Origin of the sequence: Maribellus sp. CM-23, from assembly GCF_021354595.1 — a bacterium.
In the GTDB taxonomy this organism is placed as follows: domain Bacteria; phylum Bacteroidota; class Bacteroidia; order Bacteroidales; family Prolixibacteraceae; genus Draconibacterium.
On record NZ_JADWYJ010000003.1, the window covers coordinates 317,319 to 342,519 of the forward strand.

22 protein-coding genes are annotated in these 25,201 nt (G+C 43.9%); 3 read left to right on the forward strand and 19 right to left on the reverse strand.

The features are described 5' to 3' along the window. Positions 1–11: 11 nt before the first annotated feature. The 7 genes from INQ51_RS12265 to pheT all read right to left on the reverse strand — a co-directional run bounded on the left by INQ51_RS12265 (position 12) and on the right by pheT (position 9,692). A complete protein-coding gene (locus INQ51_RS12265; RefSeq protein ID WP_233378258.1) occupies positions 12–3,338 on the reverse strand; it encodes a TonB-dependent receptor in 3,327 nt (1,108 codons plus the stop codon). Between the two features lie 236 nt (positions 3,339–3,574). Then, positions 3,575–4,555, reverse strand: a complete 981-nt coding sequence (locus tag INQ51_RS12270) for a FecR domain-containing protein (RefSeq protein ID WP_233378259.1) — start codon at positions 4,553–4,555, stop codon at positions 3,575–3,577. A 137-nt stretch (positions 4,556–4,692) separates the two neighbouring features. Next, positions 4,693–5,265, reverse strand: a complete 573-nt coding sequence (locus INQ51_RS12275) for an RNA polymerase sigma-70 factor (protein ID WP_233378260.1) — start codon at positions 5,263–5,265, stop codon at positions 4,693–4,695. A gap of 372 nt (positions 5,266–5,637) precedes the next feature. Continuing rightward, positions 5,638–6,576, reverse strand: coding sequence for a DMT family transporter (locus tag INQ51_RS12280; RefSeq protein ID WP_233378261.1), 939 nt, complete (start codon positions 6,574–6,576; stop codon positions 5,638–5,640). Between the two features lie 2 nt (positions 6,577–6,578). Then, entirely contained in the window at positions 6,579–6,899 is a 321-nt protein-coding gene (locus tag INQ51_RS22750) for a type II toxin-antitoxin system PemK/MazF family toxin (RefSeq protein ID WP_410796305.1), read from the reverse strand. A gap of 46 nt (positions 6,900–6,945) precedes the next feature. Then, positions 6,946–7,176: a hypothetical protein gene (locus INQ51_RS12285; protein ID WP_233378262.1), complete on the reverse strand. Its 231-nt coding sequence runs from the start codon at positions 7,174–7,176 to the stop codon at positions 6,946–6,948. Positions 7,177–7,205: 29 nt separating this feature from the next. Continuing rightward, positions 7,206–9,692 carry a phenylalanine--tRNA ligase subunit beta gene (gene pheT, locus INQ51_RS12290; RefSeq protein ID WP_410796306.1) on the reverse strand — a complete coding sequence of 829 codons (2,487 nt, stop codon included), beginning with the start codon at positions 9,690–9,692 and terminating at the stop codon, positions 7,206–7,208. Between the two features lie 174 nt (positions 9,693–9,866). Between pheT and INQ51_RS12295 the strand changes: the two genes are divergently transcribed. Continuing rightward, positions 9,867–11,990, forward strand: a complete 2,124-nt coding sequence (locus INQ51_RS12295) for a M3 family metallopeptidase (RefSeq protein ID WP_233378264.1) — start codon at positions 9,867–9,869, stop codon at positions 11,988–11,990. Positions 11,991–12,496: 506 nt separating this feature from the next. On the opposite strand, the gene INQ51_RS12300 is transcribed toward INQ51_RS12295, so the two are convergent. The 5 genes from INQ51_RS12300 to INQ51_RS12320 all read right to left on the reverse strand — a co-directional run bounded on the left by INQ51_RS12300 (position 12,497) and on the right by INQ51_RS12320 (position 15,837). Beyond that, on the reverse strand, positions 12,497–13,342 hold the full coding sequence (locus INQ51_RS12300) for a mechanosensitive ion channel family protein (protein WP_233378265.1): 846 nt from the start codon (positions 13,340–13,342) through the stop codon (positions 12,497–12,499). After that, positions 13,342–14,112 carry a DUF432 domain-containing protein gene (locus INQ51_RS12305; protein ID WP_233378266.1) on the reverse strand — a complete coding sequence of 257 codons (771 nt, stop codon included), beginning with the start codon at positions 14,110–14,112 and terminating at the stop codon, positions 13,342–13,344. Before INQ51_RS12305 ends, INQ51_RS12300 begins: the two co-directional genes overlap by 1 nt. Before the next feature lie 106 nt (positions 14,113–14,218). Beyond that, positions 14,219–14,722, reverse strand: coding sequence for a DUF4252 domain-containing protein (locus INQ51_RS12310; RefSeq protein WP_233378267.1), 504 nt, complete (start codon positions 14,720–14,722; stop codon positions 14,219–14,221). 85 nt (positions 14,723–14,807) lie between these two features. Further along, positions 14,808–15,338: an anti-sigma factor family protein gene (locus tag INQ51_RS12315; RefSeq protein ID WP_233378268.1), complete on the reverse strand. Its 531-nt coding sequence runs from the start codon at positions 15,336–15,338 to the stop codon at positions 14,808–14,810. Continuing rightward, a complete protein-coding gene (locus INQ51_RS12320) occupies positions 15,295–15,837 on the reverse strand; it encodes an RNA polymerase sigma factor (RefSeq protein ID WP_233378269.1) in 543 nt (180 codons plus the stop codon). Before INQ51_RS12320 ends, INQ51_RS12315 begins: the two co-directional genes overlap by 44 nt. Before the next feature lie 369 nt (positions 15,838–16,206). Between INQ51_RS12320 and INQ51_RS12325 the strand changes: the two genes are divergently transcribed. Together INQ51_RS12325 and INQ51_RS12330 are read left to right on the forward strand one after the other, a co-directional pair. Next, on the forward strand, positions 16,207–16,779 hold the full coding sequence (locus INQ51_RS12325; RefSeq protein ID WP_233378270.1) for a hypothetical protein: 573 nt from the start codon (positions 16,207–16,209) through the stop codon (positions 16,777–16,779). After that, complete coding sequence (locus tag INQ51_RS12330) at positions 16,769–17,518, forward strand: hypothetical protein (protein WP_233378271.1); 750 nt, start codon at positions 16,769–16,771, stop codon at positions 17,516–17,518. The genes INQ51_RS12325 and INQ51_RS12330 overlap by 11 nt, the downstream gene beginning before the upstream one ends. Positions 17,519–17,607: 89 nt before the next feature. On the opposite strand, the gene INQ51_RS12335 is transcribed toward INQ51_RS12330, so the two are convergent. From INQ51_RS12335 to menB, 7 genes are all read right to left on the reverse strand, one after another. Further along, positions 17,608–18,915, reverse strand: a complete 1,308-nt coding sequence (locus INQ51_RS12335; RefSeq protein ID WP_233378272.1) for an alpha-L-fucosidase — start codon at positions 18,913–18,915, stop codon at positions 17,608–17,610. A gap of 131 nt (positions 18,916–19,046) precedes the next feature. Beyond that, positions 19,047–19,949, reverse strand: coding sequence for an EamA family transporter (locus INQ51_RS12340; protein ID WP_233378273.1), 903 nt, complete (start codon positions 19,947–19,949; stop codon positions 19,047–19,049). A gap of 368 nt (positions 19,950–20,317) precedes the next feature. Then, the gene (locus INQ51_RS12345; RefSeq protein WP_233378274.1) at positions 20,318–20,968 is read right to left on the reverse strand and encodes a DUF1080 domain-containing protein; all 651 of its coding nucleotides are present in this window, start codon (positions 20,966–20,968) and stop codon (positions 20,318–20,320) included. A gap of 176 nt (positions 20,969–21,144) precedes the next feature. Continuing rightward, positions 21,145–22,215, reverse strand: a complete 1,071-nt coding sequence (locus INQ51_RS12350; protein WP_233378275.1) for an AMP-binding protein — start codon at positions 22,213–22,215, stop codon at positions 21,145–21,147. Between the two features lie 208 nt (positions 22,216–22,423). Further along, positions 22,424–23,476, reverse strand: coding sequence for an o-succinylbenzoate synthase (locus tag INQ51_RS12355; protein WP_233378276.1), 1,053 nt, complete (start codon positions 23,474–23,476; stop codon positions 22,424–22,426). Beyond that, a complete protein-coding gene (locus INQ51_RS12360) occupies positions 23,476–24,369 on the reverse strand; it encodes a 1,4-dihydroxy-2-naphthoate polyprenyltransferase (protein WP_233378277.1) in 894 nt (297 codons plus the stop codon). Before INQ51_RS12360 ends, INQ51_RS12355 begins: the two co-directional genes overlap by 1 nt. Positions 24,370–24,374: 5 nt before the next feature. After that, the gene (gene menB, locus INQ51_RS12365) at positions 24,375–25,196 is read right to left on the reverse strand and encodes a 1,4-dihydroxy-2-naphthoyl-CoA synthase (RefSeq protein ID WP_233378278.1); all 822 of its coding nucleotides are present in this window, start codon (positions 25,194–25,196) and stop codon (positions 24,375–24,377) included. Between the last annotated feature and the right edge of the window lie 5 nt (positions 25,197–25,201).

The window sequence follows — 25,201 nt, forward strand, 5'->3', positions numbered from 1 at the left end:
TCCTCCCTTTGTTAAAATGTAATTTGTGTACCCAGTGAAATTGTTTTCTGCAGCGGATATTGTGTAATACCGGTTTCTGTTGCACTTCTCTCAGGATCGTAGCCATCGAATTTGGTGAATGTGAACAGGTTTTCGCCGCTTACATACAGGCGGATTCTGTCGACACCAAATGCCTTTGTGTTCGGAACGGTGTATCCCACTTGTACCGATTTTACACGCAGGAACGAAGCGTCCTGTTTCCAGAAAGTTGAGAATCTGTAGTTATCCTGGTGGCTGCCAATGTTTACGATACGTGGCAAGGTAGCTGTTTGCCAGGTTGACTGATCTTCGGGGATGTAGCGATCTGTAAGCCATTCGGATGGAATTTGCCCGCGGTCGCCGTTAACTCCCATCGGGAATATTCCAACGCCTTCGAGGTATGAATCGCGGCCGGCAACTCCCTGAAGAAGCGCATTGAAATCCAATCCTTTGTATGTCAAGCCCAGCGAAATTCCATAGGTGTATTTTGGAATGGTGTTCCCAATAATTTCGCGGTCGTTGCTGTCGATTACTCCGTTGCCATCCAGGTCTTTGTATTTTAAGTCGCCGGGACGGGTTTTGTTGGTAATGAAGTAAGCTTTGTCGTTACCCGATAATTCTCTGGCTTTGGCATTTAATGCATCCAGCTCTTCCTGCGTGCGGATGATGCCTTCAGAAACATAACCGTACATCGACTGGTAAGGGTGTCCTTCCCAGGTTACAAAATTACCTCCTGAGCGTACTTCGCCCTGGTATTTGGTTACTTCGTTGTTTACGTTACTGATGTTAAACCCAAGCGAGTAATTCAAATCGCCCAGGTTGTCCTGGTAGTTGGCGCTTAATTCCCATCCGTAGTTTTTCACCTCGGCCAGGTTTACCACCGGATTGGTTTTGTTACCCATAGTTTTGGGTATCTGCATACCGATCAGAATACCATCGGTTAAGCGGCTGTAGTATTCGGCTGTTACACTCAGTTTTCCAAACAGGGTGGCATCAACACCAATGTTGCTGGTGGTGGTGCTTTCCCATACAATGTCCGAATTTACAACCGCAGTGGATGCAATACCCGAAGTTACACTACCACCCATCGTATAGTTTTGCCCGAGCGAGTAAACTGTTTGATAAGGATAATAATTCGGATTACCACCCAGCATAATATTCTGGTTCCCCAGTTTTCCCCACGAAGCGCGAAGTTTCAGGTTGTCTAACCAGCTAATGTCGTTCATAAAATCTTCTTCTGAAATACGCCAGCCGGCAGAGAATGAAGGAAAAGCTCCCCATTTATTACCTTGTCTGAAACGTGAAGATCCATCGTAACGAATGTTGGCTTCAAATAAGTATTTGCCTTTGAAATCATAATTCAAACGACCGAACCACGACATCAGTGTCCATTCGCTGGCCGTACCGTTTACTTGCGGATTTTCCAGACCTGCGTCCAACACCTGCAATTCGTTGTTATGAAATTCCTGGATGCTTGCGCCAAACTTGTCAAGGCGGTAGTCTTCGTAACTAAAACCCGCCAGTAAATTCAGGTTGTGGTTTTCCTTAAAGGTATTGGTGTAATTCAGCGTGCTGTAATTGGTAACCGTAAAGTTTTCGTTGTTGCTGTTGTTGGCTGTTTCCGGATTTCCCAGTTTCCGCATTACCATGTTTTCGCTGAAGTTCCACAATTCAACTTCGCCCTGGAAAGTACGGTTTGACAGGTTGTTGTAGTTAATCGCTATGTTCTCAGAAAATGTTAGGCCTTCCAGAATTTCCCAGTTTGCATAGAATTTTCCGAGGTAACGAATCTGACGTTCGTAATCATTGCGGCTTTCCCACTGAGCTCTTGGGTTGTTTACCGTTCCGGCTCCCAAAGCCTGTGCATAACCATAGCGTCCGTCTTCGTTGCGTTCGTAAGGAATACCCGGCATTTGATGAAAAATCTCGGCCCAGTCAAGGTCTTCCAGGTCTTTCCACGAACCCGACATGTTGGTTCCCACTTTCAGGTTGTCGAAAATTGAACCTTCCCAGTTCATACGGAAATTGTAGCGTTTGGCCCATGTATCGGGTGTAATACCTTTCTGATCGAGGTAACCCAGCGAAAAGTTGTACCGTGTTTTTTCTGTTCCTCCCGAAAAACCAAGGTGATGTGACTGCAAAGCGGCAGGATCGCCAAACCAAACGTCCACCCAGTCAACATTGGGTGTTAAAACCGGATCGGGTGAGCTTCTCCACAGGTCGATTTCCGATTGGGCAAACAGAGGCGCCATGCCAACATTGGCATATGCTTCGTTCCCCAGTTCCATGTAGGTGGCAAAGTCTGTTACATAGTCTTTTTTCTTGGTCACCGACTGAACACCGTAATAACCGCTGTACGTAACTTTTAAGTGTCCCACCTGGCCTTTTTTTGACGTGATGAGGATAACCCCGTTAGCTGCCCTCGATCCGTAAATGGCTGATGAAGCAGCATCTTTCAGTACCGAAATACTTTCAACGTCGTTGGGGTTGATATCACCCATCGATGATTCGATTCCGTCAATCAAAACAAGCGGGTTGGAATCGTTCAATGTTCCTACACCGCGAATGCGTATGGTAGCGCCGTCTTTACCAGGCTGGGCATCGCCTTGCGATACGTAAACACCGGTAGCCAATCCAGAGAGTGCACCCGACATGTTGGTAATCGGACGGGCATCCAGTTCTTTTGCGGTTACATTGGAAATAGCACCGGTAAGGTTTACTTTCTTTTGAGTTCCGTAGCCAATGGCCACTACTTCTTCCAAACCGATGGCATCTTCCAGCAATTTCACATCAATTGTAGTTTGATTCCCGTGTACAATCTCCTGGGTTTTCATACCCACAAACGAGAATACTAAAACTGCTTCGGCAGGCACATCGGTAAGTACGTATTTTCCTTCAAAATCAGAAATGGTACCGGTTGTTGTTCCTTTGATTAGAACGGTAACCCCGGGAAGTGGCTGGCCTTCGTTATCGGTTACTGTACCCGATATTCTTGATTGCTGTAAGCCTTTAAGGTCAGCCTGTTTTCTTGAAATAGCAATGTACTTATCGATAATGCTGTAACTGTACCCGGTATTTTTCAGTATGTCGTCAAGGATATCCGAAATTTGTGCATCCTTGCATATTACATCTATTTTCTTGTCCAGAATGTCTTCGTCATAACGCAGCATGAAAAAGAACTCAGTTTTTGCTTCCACTTCTTCAATGAATTCTTCAAAAGTTATTCCCTCCATCGACAGGTTTAACTTGGTAGATTGTGCATAAGAACTCGCAAAGGATTGGAAAGTGAAAACAAAAAGAAGAATCGCCGTTATCTTCATAATCCTCAATAGTTTAATTTGCCCTTGCCTTTTCGTGGCAATGTTACTTTTTTTCATAAATTTGTTTTTGGTAAATGATTTGCTTGCGATAGCATTGTTTATCACGATTGGTTTGTGTTAGCGCACAAACCTCTTTGAGCAGACTGAAAATATAGCCAGTATTTTCGGTCTGTTTCTTTTAGGACGTATTCGTTTTGTTCATAAGCAGGTATTTTCGGTTTAATCAAATATTGTTTTTAGTTCCAGTATATCAATGTTGGTTGGTTGGCCCGGGGGATAATTTCGTATTCCAGCGAAGTGGTCAGTTTAAATACTTCGAGTATTTGGTCGATTGGTTTGTTTTTCAATATGGTTCCAAAATAGCGCTCCTGTTTCAGCTTTTCGTCACGAATCACAATCTCCACGTTGTACCAGCGCTCAAGTCTTTTGGCAATATCTTCCAGCTTTTCGCTTCTGAAAGTAATCAGCCCTTTTTTCCACGAAGTGTATATTTCGGTATTTACCTTTTTTATCACCAGCTGTTTATCCAGCTGGTTCATACTGGCGTTTTCTCCGGGTTTTAACATGCTTAGCTCGTCGCCGTGTTTATTTAAAATACTGACACTGCCTTCCACCAAAGTGGCGGAAAAGCTTTCATCGCCGGGGTACGCTTCAATGTTAAACGAGGTTCCGTATACTTTAATATCCAGAAGCGGTGCCTTTACCACAAAAGGGTACTCCTTGTCTTTCTGAACATCAAAAAAAGCTTCACCTTCCAGTGTAACTTCCCGGTTTCCGTAGCTAAAATTGCTTTTGTAGCTAATAGTACTTCCCGAGTTTAACACCACCATGGTACCATCGGGCAGTTCAAGGTTGGTCATTTGCCCAAGCGGAGCTTTTACGCTGTAGCTGGCGGCATATATTTCCTGTTCTTTTTCGGTGCTTTTCAGCAACTGAGAAGCAACGACACCCAGCCCGATTAAAACGATGACAGCAGCTGCCTGTTTAAACACCTTAAACAATTGTGTGCGTCTGTTCTTCCTGTTTTCGCTTTGCCGAAACTGTAAATAGGCCGAGTTTTCATCCTCTTTGCCTTTCTCGGTAAGTGCCCATATCTTTTTTAATTCGGCAAATTCTTTTTTGTTGGCCGGATCTTCTTCCAACCATGCAAAAAACTGCTGCTTTTCGTCGGCGGAAGCAAGTCCTTGTAAATATTTTATGATGGTATTGTAATCCATATTAATGGTCTGTGATTATTGTACACTCAAGTGGGTGTATACCCTGTATAGATTGATGATTTTTTTTCATTTAGTGCTATTTTTTATTGGTGAATGTTAGTTTTCAGTATTTTATGGAAGGGGAGATGGGAGCATTTTTATAAATGGAGCAACAAAGCAATCAGGATGGTGAGGTACTCTGAAAGGCTTTTTCGTAAAAACTTCAGGGCCCGCGTCATATTGGTTTCAACCGATTTAAGAGCGATGCCCAAGTCTTCCGCGATTTCACGGTTTTTCTTTCCTTCGAAGCGGCTTTTTATAAATACCTCCCTGCATCTTTCGGGCAGTTCTTCAATGGCTTTTTTTATGGCTTCTTCCAATTCCGAAAACTCCATTTCATTCAACTGAAAAGAATTTAAGATATCGTGTGAAAGAAGAAACTCTTTTTCTTCGATGCTCTTTTGGTGGTATTTGCCTTCGATGTTCTTGTGACGCAGGTAATTCAGGCACTCTGTCCGGGCAGCGGTATACAGAAAAGAATAAATGCCGTTCGCGGTTTCCACTTTTTCCCTGTTGAGCCAAAGTTTCAGAAACGACTCCTGGGCAATGCTTTTTGATTTGTCCAGATCGAAAATAAACTGGTTACAAAAGCCCGTGATTTTATTGTAATTGGATTTGAAAATTTTCTCAAACACCTGGGCATTTCCTGCTTTGAACAACAGGAATTCCAATGACTGAATATTTGAATTACTTTCAGGCAACTTTGGTTAGTTAGTTACTTCACTCACTTTTCTAAGACGAAACGCAAAACTGTACTTCGTACTTATTCAAGAGAATGAAATATTTTCGGTGCAAAGCTAATTTTTAAATTTTAATGACGAAGCCCTGTTTTTAGAACTTATTCGATATCAATGGATTTTTCGTAAAATATTTTTCGATGTTGGCTTTTAAAGTTCGGTCAGCCTGCTGCCTTTTTTACTGGGAAACAAACAAGAAAACATTAGATTCGTGGAGGATTTTGTTGATTCCAGCGGTTTCCGTTTCGGAATAAATTCACGTTATGCCTGGGAAGTAGTGATAGGGCACTTCAATCTAAAAACTTTTTAACTGGCCTTAACATTGCTGTTTTGTTTAGGTATTCTTTTGTTTCCTGTTTTCCGAACTACCAGAATGGCGCCGGTAAAGACAAGTACAACGCCTGCGAGTGTTATCATCGAGAAGCGTTCGGGGGCGATCCACGAAACATTTAGCTCTGTTAGAATTCCCATGGTTATAAACGTAATCATCGGGTTCAGAATCAGTATAATGCTTACTTTGTTGGCTTCGGTGTACTTGAGTGCATTGGCCACGCAGGTATAGGCAATAAAGGTATTCATCCCTAAAAATACCAGCAGCAGCCACCACGACCAGTGCAGGTGCATCAGCGAGTGAAAATCAACAAAAGGAATGTAAGCAATGGCCGGAAAACCGAACAAAAACAGGTTGAGCGCATCCACCGGATGGTTTACGACAAGCTTCTTTTGCAGAATAGCGTAAACCGACCACGCAACCGCGCCCGAAATGGTTAAAAGGATTCCGATCTGGTAATCTCCGCGGCTGTCGAAAAAAGCGCTTAGCTGATCGTGGTAAAAAAAGGAAAAGCCAGCCAAAGCAATGGCAAAGCCGACGATCTGGTTTCTGCTGACTTTTTCCCTGAACAATACAAAACCCGCCGTGGCCAGAATAAGCGGGCCACTTTGAATAAAAAGCTGGGCGTTGCTCGGCGTGGTATGATGGATACCGAGCATGTAGCCCATGTAGTTCCAGGACAAAGCCATGGCGGCTACAATCAACAGAACGGGAGGTTTCACCAGAATGCGGAACGAAGACCTGTTTTTGATCCCCAGCCATACCGCAAGCATGATAAAAGCGATCACAAAACGGAACCAAACAATGGTTGGCGGATCCACCTCGCGAACAGCAACCTTTAATGCGATGGCCAGAAAACCCCAGAAAAAGGCGGTGATCGACGCGTAGATAATTCCTTTGGTGTGGTTTTGCATATTCAGGATAGCTGGAGAATCTCCATTAGATTTTGATTCAACTGCCGGACGTAATTCGATTCCAGCTCACCTAATTTCCCAATGACAAGATCTTTGTCGATGGTGGCAAATTGACTGACCCTGATTAAGGAAGCTTTTTTTATGCCATTAGCGCGGGAGGGAGTTATTGCAATATTGTGCTTTTCTCTCCATTGAAATTGAGTGGTAATAAAACAGACCGTGATATCGAGCGGAGAGGAACATAGTATTAAGGCCGGTCGTAGTTTCTTTCCGGTTAAATCGGAAAACGGGAAAGGCATTAATACTATGTCACCCTTTTGCATGTTCCTTTATGTTTACTGAATGTTCTCTATTCCCGGAGTCGGGTAATCATTTGTATTTTTCTTTCAAATCTTCAACAGAGTACAGATTTTCTTCATGCTCTAAATACTTAAATGCTTTTGACTCCGAAGTTAATTTTTGCATTCCTTCAGTTAGCAGCGCATCATCTATTTTAGCAAGAAGAAAATCAATAAAATTTTCTACTTCCGGAAGTTTTTCATCCGGTAAACGGTTCAGTTTCTGAATCGTACTTTTTATGGTAAAATCTCTGTCTATCATTCTGAAACAAAGGTAACACCAATTTGCGATTAACGCAACGAGGCTCCCAACTCACGGTCGAATGCGGCGATCAAGCGCTGCATGGTTTTGTCGATCAGCTTGTCGTTCAGTGTTTTGTTGTTGTCGCGCAGGATGAAACTAACCGCGTATGATTTTTTCCCTTCCGGTACGCCTTTGCCTTCGTACACGTCAAACAGGTCGACCTGTTGTAACAACTGGCGTTCGGTTTTCAGCGCCACTTGTTTGATCTGGTCGAACTTTACCGATTTGTCGATCAGCAGTGCGAGGTCGCGACGAACAGCCGGGAACTTGGATAGCTCCTCAAACAGAACGGTGTGTTTTTTATGCGCATCGAAAACATGATCCCAGTTAAAATCGGCATAGTAAACCGGTGATTCAATGTCAAATTTCTTCAGGAACTGACGGGCAACAACACCCAATTCAAGTACTGTTTTATTGTTGTAACTGTATGTCAAACCATCCGAAAAAAGTTCGCTTTCCGAATCTTTTACGTCCAGGTTGCGGTTTAGCAAGCCCAGGCGTTTCAAAATGTTTTCGGCATAGGTTTTCAGCTCGTAAAACGAGGTGGTTTGTTCTTTGGCTGTCCAGTTTTCAACTTCCTTATTTCCGGTAACAAACAATGCCAGGTGGTTTTCTTCCCAGTAATTGTTGGCCGGCTGGTCTTTTAGCTGTGTACCTTTGTAAAAGTAACAGTTGCCAAATTCGTAAAAGCGCAGGTTTTTATTCTGGCGGTTGGCGTTGTAGGCAATCGCTTCCAGTCCTCCAAAGAGCAAAGTCTGGCGCATTCCGTTCAAATCGGCACTCAGCGGATTCAGAATCATTACGCTTTGCTCTGCCTTGAAATCTTTCAGATCGGTATAATAAGATGCCTTGGTCAGCGAGTTCGACCAGATTTCGTTAAAACCACGCGCCGTCAGCATTTCAGAAACCAGGTTTTTAACACCGTCAGGACTTGGTTTCTCCGCTGTTTGCAGCGAGGCATTTACCTGGGTTGGGATTTCAATATTGTTGTATCCGTAAATTCGCAGGATGTCCTCGATCACATCGGCTTCGCGTTTTACATCCACCCGGTAAGGCGGAACCAGCAACGAAAGGCCGTTTTCATTTTCGGTAGTGATTTTTATTTCCAGCGAAGTCAGTATCTTTTTGATGGTATCAGCGCCCAGGTCTTTCCCAATCAAACGGGTGACATTGGCATACGTGATATCCACTTTAAAATCTTCGATCGGTTGCGGATACACATCCACAATTTCAGAAGAGATAGTGCCACCGGCAATTTCCTTAATCAACATTGCCGCACGTTTCAGAACATAAACGGTATTGTTCGGATCCACACCGCGTTCGAAACGGAACGATGCGTCGGTGTTTAAGCCGTGACGACGAGCTGTTTTCCGAATATAAACCGGATCAAAATAAGCGCTTTCCAGGAAAATATTGCGTGTACTTTCTTTTACGCCCGATTGAATACCGCCGAAAACACCCCCGATACACATTCCGCCATCGGCGTTGCAAATCATCAGGTCGTTTTCATTCAGTTCGCGTTCTGCTTCGTCGAGCGTGGTAAACTTGGTGCCCTGTTGCAACGTTTGCACAATCACTTTTCCACCGGTAATGTCATCGGCATCGAAAGCGTGCAGCGGTTGCCCGGTTTCAAAAAGCACGTAGTTGGTAATGTCAACCACGTTGTTGATGGGAGAGAGGCCAATCATTTTCAAACGGTTCTGCAACCATTCGGGCGACGGCTTAATTTCCACTCCTTTTATGGTAACACCGGCGTAACGCGGACAAGCTTCCGGGTTGCGCACTTCCACCGGAATTTCCAGGTCGTGATTATCAACCTTGAATCCTTCCACGGAAGGTTTGGTGTATTGAATCTCTTGTGTTTTGCTTAGAAATGCAGCCAGGTCACGTGCCACACCAATGTGTGAACCACCATCAATCCGGTTGGGCGTCAGGTCTACCTCAATTACATAGTCCGACTCCACCTTGAAATAATCTTTGGCTGCCGTTCCCACTTTTGCAGAGGGATCAAGAATCATAATCCCGTCGTGGCTGGTGCCCAGGCCGATTTCATCTTCGGCACAGATCATCCCCATGGAAGTTTCGCCCCTGATCTTTGATTTTTTGATCGTAAACTCCTGGTCGCCGTCATACAATGTGGTCCCTACGGTAGCCACCACTACTTTTTGGCCGGCGGCAACGTTGGGTGCGCCACAAACAATCGGAAGTACCTCGCCGGTGCCCACGTTAACGGTGGTAAGGCTCAGATGGTCCGAATTCGGGTGTTTCTCACAGGTCAGCACTTCGCCAATTACAAGTCCCTGCAAACCGCCTTTTACGGTTTCCACTTCTTCCATGCTTCCTACTTCCAGCCCGGTTTGGGTCAGAATGTCACAAATTTCCTGTGGTGTTTGCTCCAGTTTGATGTAATCTTTTAGCCAGGAATACGATATATTCATTTTGAATGTTTTTTTGTCGTTTTTTAAACGCGACAAAAGTAAGGATTTTATCCGATGATGGGAAAGTTGTGGCTTTGAAAGTGTGCTTTGCCTCCATTTCTTAAAGCTTTATCAAATCATGGGCAATGATTGCAGGAAACCTTGAATTCTGTCATTAGTGGTTGTATGATTAATTTTTATCTTCGGCCTTCAAAATAAAACTGAAGTTGTATGAGAAAAAAACTGCTCTTAATTGTTGTTTTAGCTGGTTTGGCGGTTGTTTCGTGCCAAAACCAAAAAACAGAAAGTAAAACTGACATGGAAAATCCATTTTTTACCGAGTGGAACACGCCTTTTGGGGTTCCGCCGTTTGAAGCGATCAAAGTAGAACATTATGTGCCCGCTGTGGTGGCAGGTATCGATGAACAAAAAGCCGAAATTGAAGCATTGGTAGCCAATACCGATGAACCGACTTTTGAAAACACGATTCTGGCCCTGGATAAATCGGGCAGCTTGCTGAACAAGGTTACCGGGGTGTTTTACCCGCTTAGCAGCGCCAATACCAACGACGAAATGCAGGCTGCAGCCCGCGAAATTTCGCCAATGTTATCGAAAAACCGCGACGAGATTTCAATGAATCCCGAACTGTTCAAAAAAATCAAATCGATTTATGAGCGCCGGAATGAACTGGGACTGGATGACCAGCAAATTCGCGTGACTGAGAAATATTACCAGGATTTTGAGCGCAACGGTGCCAACCTTTCGCCCGAAAACCAGGAAGTGCTAAAAGGCATCAATGGTGAGTTGTCGATGTTGTATCTTCAGTTTGGTGAAAACCTTTTGAACGAAACCAATAAGAATTTCAAGCTTGTTATTGACAAGGAAGAAGATCTGGCCGGTTTACCGGAAGATGTAATTGCCGGTGCTGCGGCTGAAGCCGAAAAAGCAGGCGAAACAGGCAAATGGGTTTTCACGATGGCCAAACCAAGCTGGACACCTTTCCTTCAGTTCTCTGAAAAACGCGAACTGCGCGAAAAACTGTACCGCGGTTATTTTATGCGTGGTAACAACGACAATGAAAGCGATAACAAAGAGATCATCAAAAAAATTGTAAAGCTGCGCGACCAGAAAGCCAAACTGATGGGCTTTACCAATTTTGCGGCTTACAAGGCTGATGTAAACATGGCGAAAACACCCGAAAACATCACGAATTTCCTGATGGAACTTTGGGAACCTTCGCTGAAAATGGCCCAGGAAGACGTAAAAGCCATGCAGGCGATTGCCGACCGCGAGGGAGCTAACATCAAAATCGAATCGTGGGATTGGTGGTACTATGGCGAAAAACTGCGCAAAGAAAAATACGACCTGGATGAAGCTGAACTGAAACCTTATTTTAGCCTGGAAACGGTTAAGGAAGGAATTTTCTATGTAGTTGAAAACCTGTACGGATTGAAATTTGTAAAACGCGACGATATTCCGACCTATCATAAAGAAGCTGAAGCATACGAAGTGCTGGAAGCCGACGGTTCGCACCTGGCTGTATTGTACATGGACTTTCATCCGCGTGACGGAAAGAAAGTGGGCGCATGGTCAACCGGTTTCCGCGATGTTACTTACCGAGACGGCAAACGCATGCCTTATATTGGCGAAATTGTAATGAACTTTACACGCCCGGCAGGTGATGCACCGGCTTTGCTGAGTTTTGACGAAGTGGAAACTTTCTTCCACGAATTCGGACATGCCCTGCATTTTATGTTTGTGGATGGCAAATACGACCGCACCATTGGAAGCGTTCCGCGCGATTTTGTGGAATTGCCTTCGCAGATCATGGAAAACTGGGCGGCCGATCCGGAAGTGATCAAAGTATATGCCAAGCACTATCAAACGGGAGAAACCATTCCGGATGAGCTGCTGAACAAACTGGTGAAAGCCGGTACTTTTAACCAGGGCTTTGTAACTGGCGAATACGTAGCAGCTGCGCTGCTCGATATGGATTACCACACTACTGAAAATACGGATATTTCGGATGTGAATCAGTTTGAAAAAGAGGCGATGGATGCCATTGGCTTGATTCCGGAGTTTGTTCCCCGCTACCGCAGTACTTATTTCTCGCATATTTTCTCGGGCGATGGTTATTCGGCCGGTTACTATGTGTACATCTGGGCGGCAGTTCTCGACACCGATGCTTACGATGCATTCAAACAAAGCGGTGATATTTTCAACAAGGAATATGCGGCCAAATTCCGTACACTGCTCGAAACCAGCGGTGCCTACGATGGTATGGATGTGTATCGTACATTCCGCGGACAGGATCCTTCGAAAGAACCACTTTTGCGTAAACGCGGACTCTTGTAGCCGTTGTTTCAAAAAACGATATCAAAACGTCGTGTCTTTTCCGGGCACGACGTTTTTTTTGAAAAGCTGTGAGCTGAGCCACAAGCTTCAAGTCACAAGTAGACTACAGCAACACCGGACTACAAGCCATTGTCAAATTGCAGAGCGCATGGGGCAAAGGGCATGGAATTTCGAGCGACGAGCCCAACGCTGAACTTTGAACCCTGAACTCTAAACACTGTGACAGCAGCACCCCCTCCGTCATTCCTCAACACTCTCTTTTTGGAAACAACGATAACATCCGAAGAAATAAGCATTCACTAAATGGAAACAGCGATGACATCTGAAGAAATAAGCATTCGCTAAATGGAAACAACGATGTCATCTGTAGAAGTAAATATTCACTAAATGGAAAACTCGTAGCTTATTCTTGCATTAAAGCATTTATGCATTCAAGCATTTTTCGTTTCAGGATGCAGCTTTAGCTTTTCATTCCACTTTCGTGATTAAGAGAACCGCAGCTTTCTTTATCCTTTGGCCTCTGTATCTTCCTTTTTTACAATGGGGAAGGGTTTGGTAACCTCACCGGTGTAAAGCGTAACATGCGGGAACGGGATTTCAATACCTTCGCGGTCGAAAGTTTCTTTTACGTCCAGAAAAACGGAATTTTTAACCGCCTGGTAATTGGCTTTTTCAAACCAAACCCCCAGGTGTATGTTGATGCTGCTGGCGCCAAACTCTTTGAAAACGATCAGTGGCTCGGGTTCGTCGAGACACAATGGGTTTTGCCTCACAATTTGCTCCAGTAATTCTCTTACTCTTCTCAGGTCTTCCTTGTAAGCAACGCCGATGTTAAAATCGAGCCTTCGGATGGGGAATTTGGTAACGTTGATCACTTCTGAACTGATCACGGTTTGGTTGGGAATACGTAGCAACAGTCCGTCGAATGTCCTGATTTTTATGGACAAAAGGTCGATGCTGTAAACCACACCCGATTTGTCGCCGATTCTAACCACATCACCAATCTCGAATGATTTTTCCGATACCAGGAAAAAGCCGCTGACAATGTTGCCAATGCTGGTTTGTGAGGCCACACCGAGTACAATCCCGATAATCCCGGCAGCTCCGAAGAACGGCGTCAGGTTGATATTCATTTCAGCAATAACAACAAAGGCAAGGATTATGTAGCCCGTATAATTGATCAAACGGGTAACGATCATCTGCCGTTGTTTCGACATGGATTTGGGAAGCAGCCTTTTAACAACCGACCGGATAGCATAGATGATCACCGTGCCAATGGCGATAATTATCAGTGCAATGATCAGGCGTTCGAGGTTTTCGGCGTTAAAGTATTTTGACCAGTCAAAGTTCATTATTCAAATCTGTAAATATTTCTGATAAAGTGAAAGTTTGCCTTTAACAAACCTTTTAAGTCGTTTGTTCGCGGTTTGGCCACCGTTTCGGGGTTTTCTCCGTGGAATTGTTTCGCTGTTCCGTAGGCCACCGAACTTATGCTGTCCTGCCCCTTGTATTCGAGTTTTACCACGCCTGTCACCAGCTGGCTATTGTTTTTGTAAAGGGGCAGGTTATCTGTTTTTATGATCAGGCGCTGTACTTCCAGCGTTTGATTCCAGTCGTTGAAAATACTGATCGGGCAGATGGCTTCGAATTCCGAAACTTTCATATCAGAAAACGAAAGAAAGTACTCGTTGCCAATCGAGTAAGCCGGAACTCCGCTGTCGGGCTCTCCAAACCAGGTGTCCGATAAACGGGTGGAGGGGATTTCCTTTAACAGGTTTTCGGCCTGCACCTTTGAGAAATACACCTGTAGCACCAGCGGGATCTTAATAAAGAAAGTCATTCGCTGGTGGGGCGCAATCATCATTTTATTGCCTTTAAAAACCAGTGGCTTTGATGGAAGTGCCGGACTGATCACAAGGCTGTTCGATTTGCCCGACTGAAAATATTCTCCGGAGCTGATTTCTTCCGCTTGAACAGTATCGGAGGCTGTGTTTTCTTCAAATACGCGTAAAAACCAGCCTTCTTTTTCCCGTTTTACGCCTATCAGAAAATTGTTACAGGGTAGCAGTGCTGTATCCCCGGGTTGTATGCTTTGTTTTCGAAAGATTGTTTCTTTTTCCATGAATATGAATTGAAAACTAAATGTACAAAATTTTGAAAACAGAAGACTACCGGGCAAAAAAAATCCGGGATAGTTCCCGGATTCTTAATTATTCGCTTTAAAAAGGCTATTCAAACTTGTCTCCAACATCGATGTTTACGGCTTTGGTGATTTTGCCGATGTTCTCAGGATCGATGATCCCGCTGATGCTGATCAGGGCATTGTCGTCGCCACCAACCACCAGCAGCAGGTCGGAGATTTTCCCGTTGCCGGCGTCGCGTGCCAGAAAGCGTACCACTTCATTTTCTTCGGTTACTTCCATCAGCACTTCAAAGTCGTTGTTTTTAAAGAAACCATCGGCTTCCAATTCCTTGTAGAAATCTATTTTTTTGTTGAGTTCATCGTCTTCTACCGAAAGCACACGGATGCCTTTCAAACCGGATAGGAGATCCTTGGTGGTTTCATCGCCGGTTTCGATCTGAGCGGCAAAGCCCAGCAGTTTTCCGGAAATGTTAACCGTGGTAAATCCCTTTTGGTTGGCGTATTTGGAAAATAACTTGTCAACCGGGTCTTTTTGTGCGAACACTGCGAGCGGCAGTATTAATGCTAGTACTAATATTAACTTTTTCATGACGTTTTATTTTTTACTTGTTATTACTCTTTTATGTTTCCTCCTGCCGGCTGCTAGCTACCGGTTGGCAGGTATGTTTTATTGATTAATGCTTTTCTATTTTGTTTAACTCGTCGTAGAATTCCACTACGGGCTCTGTTCCTTTTTTTATCGGGTCTGAAGCCTTGTGCAACATGTCGAAATTGGATAGCTGGGCCAAACCTTTGCTGTATTTGCCTGAAACAAACTCCAACGTTTTGGTGGCGTAGGCGTAGGCTTCGTCCGGATCCTGGAACGTATCTTTAAAGGATTTCTGCTGCTCCTGGTAGAACAGGAATCCTCCCAAAACAATGATCACAGAAGCCGCAATCCCGGTTACTACCTTCCACATCGAACGGTACCGGGTCTTTTCGCGGTGCTCGTTCTCCAGGATGTAATCCATTACATCTTCTTCAATGGTCGGGTCGTCGGCTATGTGGGCCAACTCTGAAATTCCTCCAAAGAACTCGGCATATTCAGCTACTTCTTCCGCCACTTCTCCCGACTGGAAATAGGCTTCCAGCATTCTTTCGTCGGCATCGGTGCTTTCGCCGTCAAAGTAACGTTGCAATAAATTTTTTACTTCTTCGGTTCTCATTGTCATTCATTTTTAAAAATTCATCCCGTACTTTTTTTCGGGCTCTCGACAGGTTCACCCTGATCGCATTCACCTGTAATCCGGTAATATCAGCGATTTCGTCGTAACTCAACTGCTCAATGTCGCGCATGTGCATTACGTTGCGCTGCAGGTCGGGCAGCCGGTCGATCAGCCTCCGGATTTGTCCGGCTGATTCGCTTAATTCAACTTTTGAATGAACATCGACCGTTTCTTCTTTCAGTTTCCGGTCCGTGTCTGCATCGATCGGTACAACCCGGTTGGCTCTTACGATATCGATGCAGTGGTTGCGTGTCATCCGCATGGCAAAGGCCTCCATGTTTTCGATTTCAGCGAGCGTTTCCCTTTTCTGCCAGAGCTTCAGGAACACGTCCTGAACAACGTCGCGTGCCAGGTCCTCGTCTTTCAGGAAGTGGGTGGCAAAGCGCAGCAGTTTTTTGCTTACCGGTAATACACTCGTTTTAAAATCTCGGGCAACCATGCTTTTTTGTTTGCTTTTCTGCTTCTTGTTTGTTGTTTTCAAAGTTAAGACGTCGGCCCCCGAAAAGCATTACATCATGTCGTGAAATTTTTAAAAATGAATTACGTAATTATGGCAGAGGATAAATTGTTTTTCATAGAAAAGAACTTAATCAGCATATTCATAAATTTATACTTTGTTTATATTATCTGGAAATGTTAGATTCTTAGAAGAATAAGAATTTTGTCCCATATTGAAACAATTTGGGTTGTGTGTATTTTTTTTAACAAAGTTTAACATTTTTGATGCGAAATTATTGGTCTATAGCAGTACCAATTTGCAGGAATTTTTAATTTTGCGTAACATTTACTGATAAAAATCATGTCCTCCATGATCAACATTAACAAAAGAAAAAGTTTAGAGCTCTATCGTAAGCTTGTCGTTAATCACAAAAGAAATAATAACTTAGGTTCATTTAATAACGATGGGAAGGATTATGCATTGATTTTGATGGAAGAAATTTTCAATGCATGTAAAAAGGAAATCCTAATTTTTGCCAAAGGTTTAGGAGGAGAGCTTGCTTCTGAAATAAATTACGTAAAAGCATTAAAAAAATTTGTTGAAAAAGGAGGCAAGGTTAGTGTATTGGTTGAAAATAATTATTTCTTGTCAGACAAAAAGAGTGCATTATTTTATTTATTGCAAGAAAAGAATAGTGGAAATTCTAATGTATCCGTGCGCATATTAAAGGATGGTTATGCTAGAGAGGTATACTCTCATTTTAAATTTATTCATGAATGTAATTTTTTGGTTGGAGATGATAAAATAACCAGAATAGAACTAAAACCGAATAACTTTAAAGCGATTGCCAATTTCCATAACGTAACTAGAGCTAAAAAACTGGTTTCAATTTTTAATAAATATTTTGTTGACCAAACATCAGAAGTCTTGAATGCAGCCTGACAATTTTCTATCAGATAATTCATCTATTATTGCATTTTATCAATTAATAGCTGCTATCTTTTTGGGGGGATCTACTTTAATTTTTACAAAAAATGTAATTGTTGAAAAAGTTGAAGAACTTTTAACTCGTTTGGAAATTTTTTGGGTTACTATTGATAATGTACCAAATAAATATCCTATTGTTAGTACTCGTGATTATTTGTCAAAGCGCTTTATTTCATTTCAGTTTAAGATTTTTAAGATTGATTTTGCTAGATTCTTTTTGAATATTTGTTTTAATCGATTTGTTAAAAGGAGTTTTGTTTATAGATATTTGAATTTAGGGTTATTATGTTTATTTGCTCTTTTGTTTTTTTATTACGTGTTTGATGAATCAAACCTATTTTTGTTTTTTAACCTTATTGTATTTATTTCAATATTTCTAATTACAATTGAATTTTTTAATTCAGATTTTAGATCATTTTTGTTATCACCCATAACATTTTCAGTTTGTATACTTCTATTTATTTTTATTTTAATGATAGCGGAACAGAAGGATATTCACTTCTTTGAATTGAATCTTTCTGTCATGATTCTACATGTTACGTTTGTTTCTTTTCTCCTTATAATCCCAACAATACATTTTATTGTTTTAAGTTTTATTTATAGAATTGATTCTGGAAAAGATGATATTTTGAATAGGATACAACGAATAATTGATGGATTTGATGAAGAATTTGACGAAATGATTGTTGTTTGACGGAGAATCCCGGAGATAAGACACTAAATAAAAAATCCGGGATATTGCCCGGATTTATCACCTGTATTTGCTATATGTTTAGCTGAAAATCAGCTTAGTCTCAAAACCAATATGGTGTCAATTTTGTCTCTTTTTTCCTTCGGAATAGTAAGTAGTATGCCCTCTTCTGTCTTCTTAAACTGCACTTTTTCGCCGCCGTCAAAATAAACAGCCGATTTAATTTTACCCGGCAACGAAGGGATCAAAAGTTCTTCGTCCTGCATTTCCAGCACGTGGATATACACATTGCCGTCTTTGTCAAGCGTAGTGGCTCCCCATTCCTGCGGGCGAATCGGACCTCTGCGTGTGCCGTAAATGGTTTCGCCGTATTTGTCGAGCCACTGGCCCATCACCATCAAAGTGTCAATGTTTTCGGGCTGAATTTTACCGTTGGGCATCGGGCCGGTGTTTAACAGGAAATTAGCTCCGTAACCGGCTGCTTTTACCATGGTCTGGATCAGCTTTTGCGATGATTTGTATTTCTGATCCTGCAGGTTAAATCCCCACGAGCCGTTCATGGTTTCGCACATTTCCAGCGGAAGTTCTGAAATGGTTCCGGTTTGGTTGAAGCCCATGGTGTTTTCGCCGGGAAGATCGCGTTCAAACATCTGGAAATCTTCGCCGGCAATCGGGTCCAGGTGGTGGTTGCTGCCGACCAGGGTACCGGGTTGCAGTTTGTGAATGAGCGAGTAAGTCTCGTCCAGGTGCCAGTTCTCATCTTTCTTGTCCCACATGCCATCGAACCAAATTCCGCCCACTTCGCCATAGTTGGTCAGCAGTTCCGAAAGCTGTGTATTCATGTAGTCGATGTAGCTTTTCCAGTTTCCACTTTCGGGTCTGCCGGTATATTCCTGGCCGGTTCTGCCAAGTGGAAAATAATCGGGGTGATGCCAGTCGAGTTGCGAGTAATAGAAGAAAAGCTTTACTCCTTGTTTGTCACATTCTTCCTTCAGCATTTTCAACACATCTTTTTTGTATGGTGTGCTGTCTATTATGTCGTAATTGCTGACCTTGGAATCATACATCGCAAAACCGTCGTGGTGTTTGCTGGTGATGGTAATGTATTTCATCCCGGCTTTTTTGACCATTGCCACCCATTCCGCCGGATTAAAATCGGTTGGATTAAAAAAGGCCGGAAGCTTTTGGTACTGGCGGATCGGAATTTTTTGCTGGTTCATTACCCATTCCCCGTCTCCGAGTATGGAGTAAACGCCCCAATGAATAAATAAGCCAAATTTGGCATCCTGAAACCACTCACGGTTTTCAATATTTTTTTCGGTGGGTTGATAGGCAGACTGGGCAAATAAATTGCTTCCTGAAAGCAGAATAATCAGGAGTAGGCTGGTTAAGTTCTTCATGTGATAATTCGTTTTTTGTGAAAGTTATTGGTCGCAAAATACAAATTAATGCATTGCCGGAAAATATGTTTCGTGGCAAGGACAGCTTCAGCACAGTTGTTTGAAACAGTGATCTTTTTTGTTGGGTGAAATTACCGTGAGCCGTAACTGATGATCAGGATCCCCAGAAGGATTCCCAGCAGATAAATCCCTTTGCGTTTGATGTTGTGTTCTCGGAAAAGAATGGCTCCTACCGAAAAAGCAACCAGAACACCGCCGCGCCGCAAAGCCGAAACAATGGAGATCATCGAATCGGGGATACTGAGTGCGTAGAAATACATGTAGTCGGCAAAAAGCAGGAAAATAGCAATCAGTGGAATGCTCCAGCGCCACTCGAACGGAGGCCGTTCCTGTCGGGGGTTTCGCCAGCGAAAAAGGGCGATTGCGGGCAACATTACCACCACCTGGTAAAACGAAAACCAAGCCTGAACCGCCAGCCGGTCGATGCGCCGGAGGAGGTATTTGTCGAACAAACCGCTGGCTGCGCCCAAAAGTGTTGCGGTAATGATGCAAAATATCCAGACGTTTCGTTTGAAATTGATGCCTTCCAGTTTTCCTGCCGTAGAAAGCAGGTAAAAGAAAACGAGGGTAATGGCAACGCCCGTCCATTGAAGCAGGTTGAGGTGTTCGTGAAAAATAAGGATCGCCCCAATCAATGTCCAGATTGGGCCGGTGGCCCGAATGGGAGAGATGATGGTAATGGGCAGGTTTTTCATAGCGTAGAAAGCAAAAATCCAGCTGCCGACCACGATCACCGATTTTATAAAGATCAACAGATGCTCGTGTGCGCTTACCGGCGGAACATACATTTGGATGGATTGAAAAAAATCGGGAAAGAAAGCCGATCCAAACACAAACGGAGCAACGGTAACCGCAGCCGTAATGGTGGACAGAAACAGCACCGGCAAAACCGCGTTTCCGTTTAACGAAAGCTTTTTAAGTACATCGTATAAACCCAGTAATACCGCCGAAATTAATGCAAGCGCCACCCACATATGCTGAATTTTAGCGTAAAGCTATCTAAGTTGGAGCGAACACTTTACTTAGGTTGGCAATTGAAAGGAAAGCTTAATCTTTACATAAGAAGGGGATCGGGTGCACGAGAGATTTCCTTTTTGTGTCAGAATAAAAGAAATAGAAAAAACTCGGCAAACCTCTGTGAAAGACTTCGTGTTCTCTGTGGTTAAAGATCAAGGAAACCACAGAGCACCACAGAGATTTCGCAGTGAAGGAAATTTGGCATGCCCCCAGTAAGTCTGGAGAGTGTTAAATGCTCAGGAGTTCAGTATTTTGAGAGAAGAAGCCGGAACGAAATAGGCCCCGGCTTCCAGCTCTCTTATAATGAATATTATTCCTCTTTCAGTTATTTTATTGAAGATATTTTAATGTTCCTGAAATAGATATTTGCCTCTCCGTGTTTTCCCTGAAAGCCGATGTAGCCTTTGGTTGGGAGTTCTGCAAATGGTTTCGGCAGCCACGAAGGGATATCTGTTCCGTCAGGGTTTTTGGTGCCGCTGGTCCAAAGCGCCATGTCCATGTCGGCAGAAACTTCCCCGTTCAGGGTAACCGTGATCTGTTGCCCTTCGCACCGGATGTTCATATGGTTCCATTCTCCGGGTTGTTTTACTAATGAGGAGCTTGGCGCCAGGTGCCCGAATATTCCGCCACACATAAAAGTTGGGTTCCAGCCTTGGTCTTTAAAGTGCTGGTCGTCGCTGATTTGTACTTCCACCGAATTGGGAATCCAGTTTTCTCGGTCGGTACAATATACGATCACCCCGCTGTTTGTTCCGGTTTCATTTTTAAATTCTAGATCGACCACAAAATTCTCATATTCTGTGTTTGTGAATATACAAGCGTCTTCCGAAGCAGTAAGAATGCCTTCCTGAATAGACCACACACCGTTAACATCCAGGGCATTTGAAAGATCGTCGTTGAACAGGGGGTGCCATTTCGGCTGGCAACTGCAGAGCAGGCCGAGTACAAATAATACTACAATACTTTTGGTTTGCATACTTTGTTGGTTTAATAGTTAATGGATAAAACTGTATCCCAATAGCGGGATGTTCAAATATAACCGGAATTTACTTAGGTGGCAAATGATGTGGCTGTTCGACGGGAGAAATGATTCAGAGTACCTTTGGTAAGGGGGGATACGATATTAAACGGCTGATAAGATCAAGAGTTTTATTATCGAAGCAGACTTCTGATTTTATTCCGGTCGAGTTTGAAAGATGCATTGCGCGGCAATTCTTCCACATAGAAAATTTCTTTTGGCAGATGATGTTTGGGGAGTGTTCCTTTCAATTCCTCTAAAATACCGGACTGCGCAGCTGTCTTATCTTTTTGCTCCAGCACCAGTACCAGCTTCGATCCCAGTTTGGCATCAGGCATCCCGATAAAGGCGCCGCTTAACCCGGTTGTTTTTGAAAGGAGTGCTTCCAATTCTTCAGGAACAATCTTGACTCCACCCGAGTTGATGAGGTTATCAAAGCGGCCCAGCCAGCGGAAAGTGTGCGTGTCGATAAATTCAATGAGGTCGTTGGTAACGATTGGATTTTCCATGAAATCAGCATAAATTACGAGGCAGCCTCTTTCATCCACTTCAAAATGAACTCCCGGAATAGCAGTAAAGAGCGCGCTTTTTTCTGGACCGTTTACCCTGCGCAAGGCCACATGCGAACAGGTTTCGGCCATTCCATAGGTCGCATAAATGGCGTTGGGCAATTGACTCAGTTGTTTCTCCAGTTCGGTATTAATTTCGCCACCACCAATGATAAGCCGCTCTATTTTTGTTAATGAACCTCCGGTGTTCAGTAAATTGAAAACCTGTAAGGGAACCATGGCGGTGAATCCGATTTTGTCATACAAACTCAAGTCGGGAGTTCCTGTTGGATCGGCAATCAACAGATTGATGCCGCTAACAAAGGCACGAACGATCATCATCTTCCCGGCAATGTAGTCAACAGGTAAGCAAAGCAACCCGGTCTGTTCGGATGTGATCCCCAGAATATCACAGGTTTTCCGGGCGGACGCGACCATTGCTTCTTTGGAAAGATGAAATTCTTTTTTTTGCCCGGTTGTTCCGGAAGATGTTTGAACAATGAAAGGAGTATCGCTGATCCAGTCGAGGATAAAGGAATAAATCTTCTTTTCCCAATACTGAATCATAGCGTCTTGCAGCTGAGAATGACAGTATTTTTCAAGTTCTTCACCAATCAGGTGCCGACTATCAATCGTTATTTTAATTTCTTCCTTCAATTTCAGCGTTTTCCTTCAAATCGTTAGTTCAACAGACCTTTATAACACAAAGAACACGGAGAAGGCACAGAGAACCACGAAGTTCTTTTATTAAATGCGAAAATAAGCACAGAATGCAAGTAATAGCATTGGACATTGAATATTGATAGTTGGATATTAAAATTTTCAGTCCTTCGGTCCTTCAATTCTTCTGCTTTTTGGTCCTTTTTCAAACCAGTTCTTCCACTTCCCAGTGCCGCTCTGGCGAGTAATAAAGCCTTTCTCCCTCTAAATTTAGCGGCGATTGGATGTTGTTTTCAAACAAGGCGCCGGTACTTAATCCGTGCGGCATATCTTTTTGCAGGGTGTAGGTCCACTGTGCAATGGCGTTTAGTCCAATGTTGGTTTCGAGCGCAGAAGTGATCCACCAACCTATATTTCGTTGGTCGGCAGCTTCTATCCATTCTTCACTTAGCTCAGTTCCTCCCAGTAGTCCGGGTTTCAGAATGATGTATTGTGGCTGAATTTCGTTTAGTAACTGTTCTTTTTTCTCCCTCGGGAAAATACCCAACAGCTCTTCGTCCAATGCAATCGGGATGGGCGTTTCGGCACAGAGCTTTGCCATTTCTTCGATCTGTTTCTGCCGAATGGGTTGTTCAATGCTGTGAACGGTTAACTCAGACAGACGCTTTAATTTCTCCAACGCTTCTGCTGGAGCAAAGGCTCCGTTGGCATCAAGCCTGATTTCAAGATCAGATGCAGGGTATCGTTTGCGAAGTTGAGTCAGTACTTCAAATTCGTCTTCAAAGCCGATGGCTCCGATTTTCATTTTCACACAGCTAAAACCCTGTGAAAGCTTTTGATCGATCTGATTTTCCATATCGCGGCGGTCACCCATCCAGATGAGTCCGTTGATACGTATAAAATCTTCACCTCGTGTAAATGCCGATGGGAAAAGCAGTTTTGTTCCGTTTGCCTGTAAATCTTTTTGTGCTGTTTCCAGCGCAAATTGGATGGATGGAAACTCCAGAAGGGGAGTGGAAAAATCAAACGTTCCCCGGTTGATGGAATCTACCACTGTTTTCAGTGTCGGCTCAAAATCCTCGCGGTCATCGATGCTTAATCCGGGAAATAAGGAGCACTCGCCGATTCCTTTTATCTGTGGATGGTCTTCGTCAAACAGCAAAATGAACCAGACATTCTTTTGCGTGTAAGTGCCACGCGAAGTAGTTGCCGGCCGCCGGTAAATAAATTCTTTGTATCTGAGTTCAGCTTTGAGCATTACAACACCATTGCAAGTCCGAAAACGATGGAGAAAAGAAAGGTACTCAGCGATAACTTTTTAAGCTCGCTGTTGAGCGCCTGCGGCTCTGAGTTACCGGCAACAACCGCCAGGTTCCAGGCAAAAAGCGGAATTGTAAGCAGGTAAATCCATTGTTTTGCCGAGTTGCAAAAATGCAGTGTGTACGCTACGCTCAGCAAAATGGCCACAACTATCAACGCAAAGTGATAAGCTTTGGCTCGTTTTTGTCCCAGGCGAACCACCAGCGTATGTTTTCCACTCTCCGAATCGTTTTCGATGTCGCGCATGTTGTTCAGGTTTAAAACTCCCGAACTAAGCAACCCGATCGTCGAGGCGGGCAATAAAATCCATGCTGAAAACTCGTGTGTGTGCAGGTAGTAAGTTCCCGCAACACCGATCAACCCAAAAAAGATAAATACGAAGAGATCGCCAAAGCCGGCGTATCCATACGGATTTTTCCCGATGGTATATTTGATGGCGGCAATAATGGAAGCGATCCCAAACACGTAAAACAGTATGATTTGCGTGATGTTTTGCAGCCCAAGGAAAATCAACAGGGAGCCGGATACCAGCGAAAGAAAGGCAAAAACGCCAATGGCAATGCGCATTTCCTTCCGGCTGACCTTGCCTGATTGTGTTACCCGCTGCGGCCCCAGACGGTTTTCGTTGTCGACTCCGCTAACAGTGTCGCCGTAATCGTTGGCCAGGTTCGATAAAATTTGCAAAAACAGCGTGGTCGACACCGTCAGCAAAAATATGATCCACCTGAATTTATCCTGCGACAAAGCCAGCAAACTCCCCATTACCGAGCACGAAAGCGCCAGCGGGAGGGTTCGTAAACGAAAAGCACTGATCCAGACACGTAATTTCACGGGTGTTACGGCATTTTAGGATATTTCGAAAAATCGGGTTTGCGTTTTTCCAGGAATGCTTTCTTTCCTTCCTGGGCTTCTTCGGTCATGTAATACAACATGGTAGCGTTTCCGGCCAGTTCCTGGATTCCTGCCTGACCATCGAGTTCGGCATTCAACCCGGCTTTGATCATGCGGAGCGCCAGCGGACTGTGCATCATCATTCGTTGTGCCCAGCGAACGGTTTCGTTTTCCAGTTCATCAAAAGGAACCACTTTGTTGACAAGCCCCATTTCAAGTGCTTCCTGAGCTGAATACTGTTCACAAAGGAACCAGATTTCACGGGCTTTTTTCTGACCTACCACACGTGCCAGATACGACGATCCGAAACCGGCATCGAAGCTGCCCACTTTAGGGCCGGTTTGCCCGAAAATGGCATTTTCAGACGCAATTGATAGGTCGCAAACCACATGCAATACGTGGCCTCCACCAATCGCAAAACCGTTCACCATAGCGATTACCGGCTTGGGAATGGAACGGATGAGTTTCTGAAGATCCAGCACGTTCAAACGCGGAACACCGTCTTTCCCGATGTAACCGGCAGTGCTTTTAACGTTCTGGTCGCCACCGCTGCAAAAAGCTTTGTCGCCTTCGCCGGTGAAAACCACCACCGAAATATCCGGGTTTTCGCGGCAAATCACCATTGCTTCACACATTTCACGCGTTGTGTCGGGCGTGAAAGCATTGCGGTAACGCGGACGGTTAATCGTAATTTTGCCAATGCCCTCCCAGTATTCAAACTTGATTTCTTCAAATTCTTTGATGGTTTCCCAATTTCTTGTTGTCATATCTG

Coding starts and splice junctions, on each gene's coding strand:
- INQ51_RS12310 (WP_233378267.1), bottom strand. CDS start 14,722: ATGAAAAAGTTAATATTAGTACTAGCATTAATACTGCCGCTCGCAGTG.
- INQ51_RS12265 (WP_233378258.1), bottom strand. CDS start 3,338: ATGAAGATAACGGCGATTCTTCTTTTTGTTTTCACTTTCCAATCCTTT.
- INQ51_RS12270 (WP_233378259.1), bottom strand. CDS start 4,555: ATGGATTACAATACCATCATAAAATATTTACAAGGACTTGCTTCCGCC.
- INQ51_RS12315 (WP_233378268.1), bottom strand. CDS start 15,338: ATGAGAACCGAAGAAGTAAAAAATTTATTGCAACGTTACTTTGACGGC.
- INQ51_RS12295 (WP_233378264.1), top strand. CDS start 9,867: ATGAGAAAAAAACTGCTCTTAATTGTTGTTTTAGCTGGTTTGGCGGTT.
- INQ51_RS12280 (WP_233378261.1), bottom strand. CDS start 6,576: ATGCAAAACCACACCAAAGGAATTATCTACGCGTCGATCACCGCCTTT.
- INQ51_RS12355 (WP_233378276.1), bottom strand. CDS start 23,476: ATGCTCAAAGCTGAACTCAGATACAAAGAATTTATTTACCGGCGGCCG.
- menB (WP_233378278.1), bottom strand. CDS start 25,196: ATGACAACAAGAAATTGGGAAACCATCAAAGAATTTGAAGAAATCAAG.
- INQ51_RS12325 (WP_233378270.1), top strand. CDS start 16,207: ATGATCAACATTAACAAAAGAAAAAGTTTAGAGCTCTATCGTAAGCTT.
- INQ51_RS12305 (WP_233378266.1), bottom strand. CDS start 14,112: ATGGAAAAAGAAACAATCTTTCGAAAACAAAGCATACAACCCGGGGAT.
- INQ51_RS12345 (WP_233378274.1), bottom strand. CDS start 20,968: ATGCAAACCAAAAGTATTGTAGTATTATTTGTACTCGGCCTGCTCTGC.
- INQ51_RS12300 (WP_233378265.1), bottom strand. CDS start 13,342: ATGAACTTTGACTGGTCAAAATACTTTAACGCCGAAAACCTCGAACGC.
- INQ51_RS12340 (WP_233378273.1), bottom strand. CDS start 19,949: ATGTGGGTGGCGCTTGCATTAATTTCGGCGGTATTACTGGGTTTATAC.
- INQ51_RS12285 (WP_233378262.1), bottom strand. CDS start 7,176: ATGATAGACAGAGATTTTACCATAAAAAGTACGATTCAGAAACTGAAC.
- INQ51_RS12335 (WP_233378272.1), bottom strand. CDS start 18,915: ATGAAGAACTTAACCAGCCTACTCCTGATTATTCTGCTTTCAGGAAGC.
- INQ51_RS22750 (WP_410796305.1), bottom strand. CDS start 6,899: ATGCAAAAGGGTGACATAGTATTAATGCCTTTCCCGTTTTCCGATTTA.
- INQ51_RS12320 (WP_233378269.1), bottom strand. CDS start 15,837: ATGGTTGCCCGAGATTTTAAAACGAGTGTATTACCGGTAAGCAAAAAA.
- INQ51_RS12330 (WP_233378271.1), top strand. CDS start 16,769: ATGCAGCCTGACAATTTTCTATCAGATAATTCATCTATTATTGCATTT.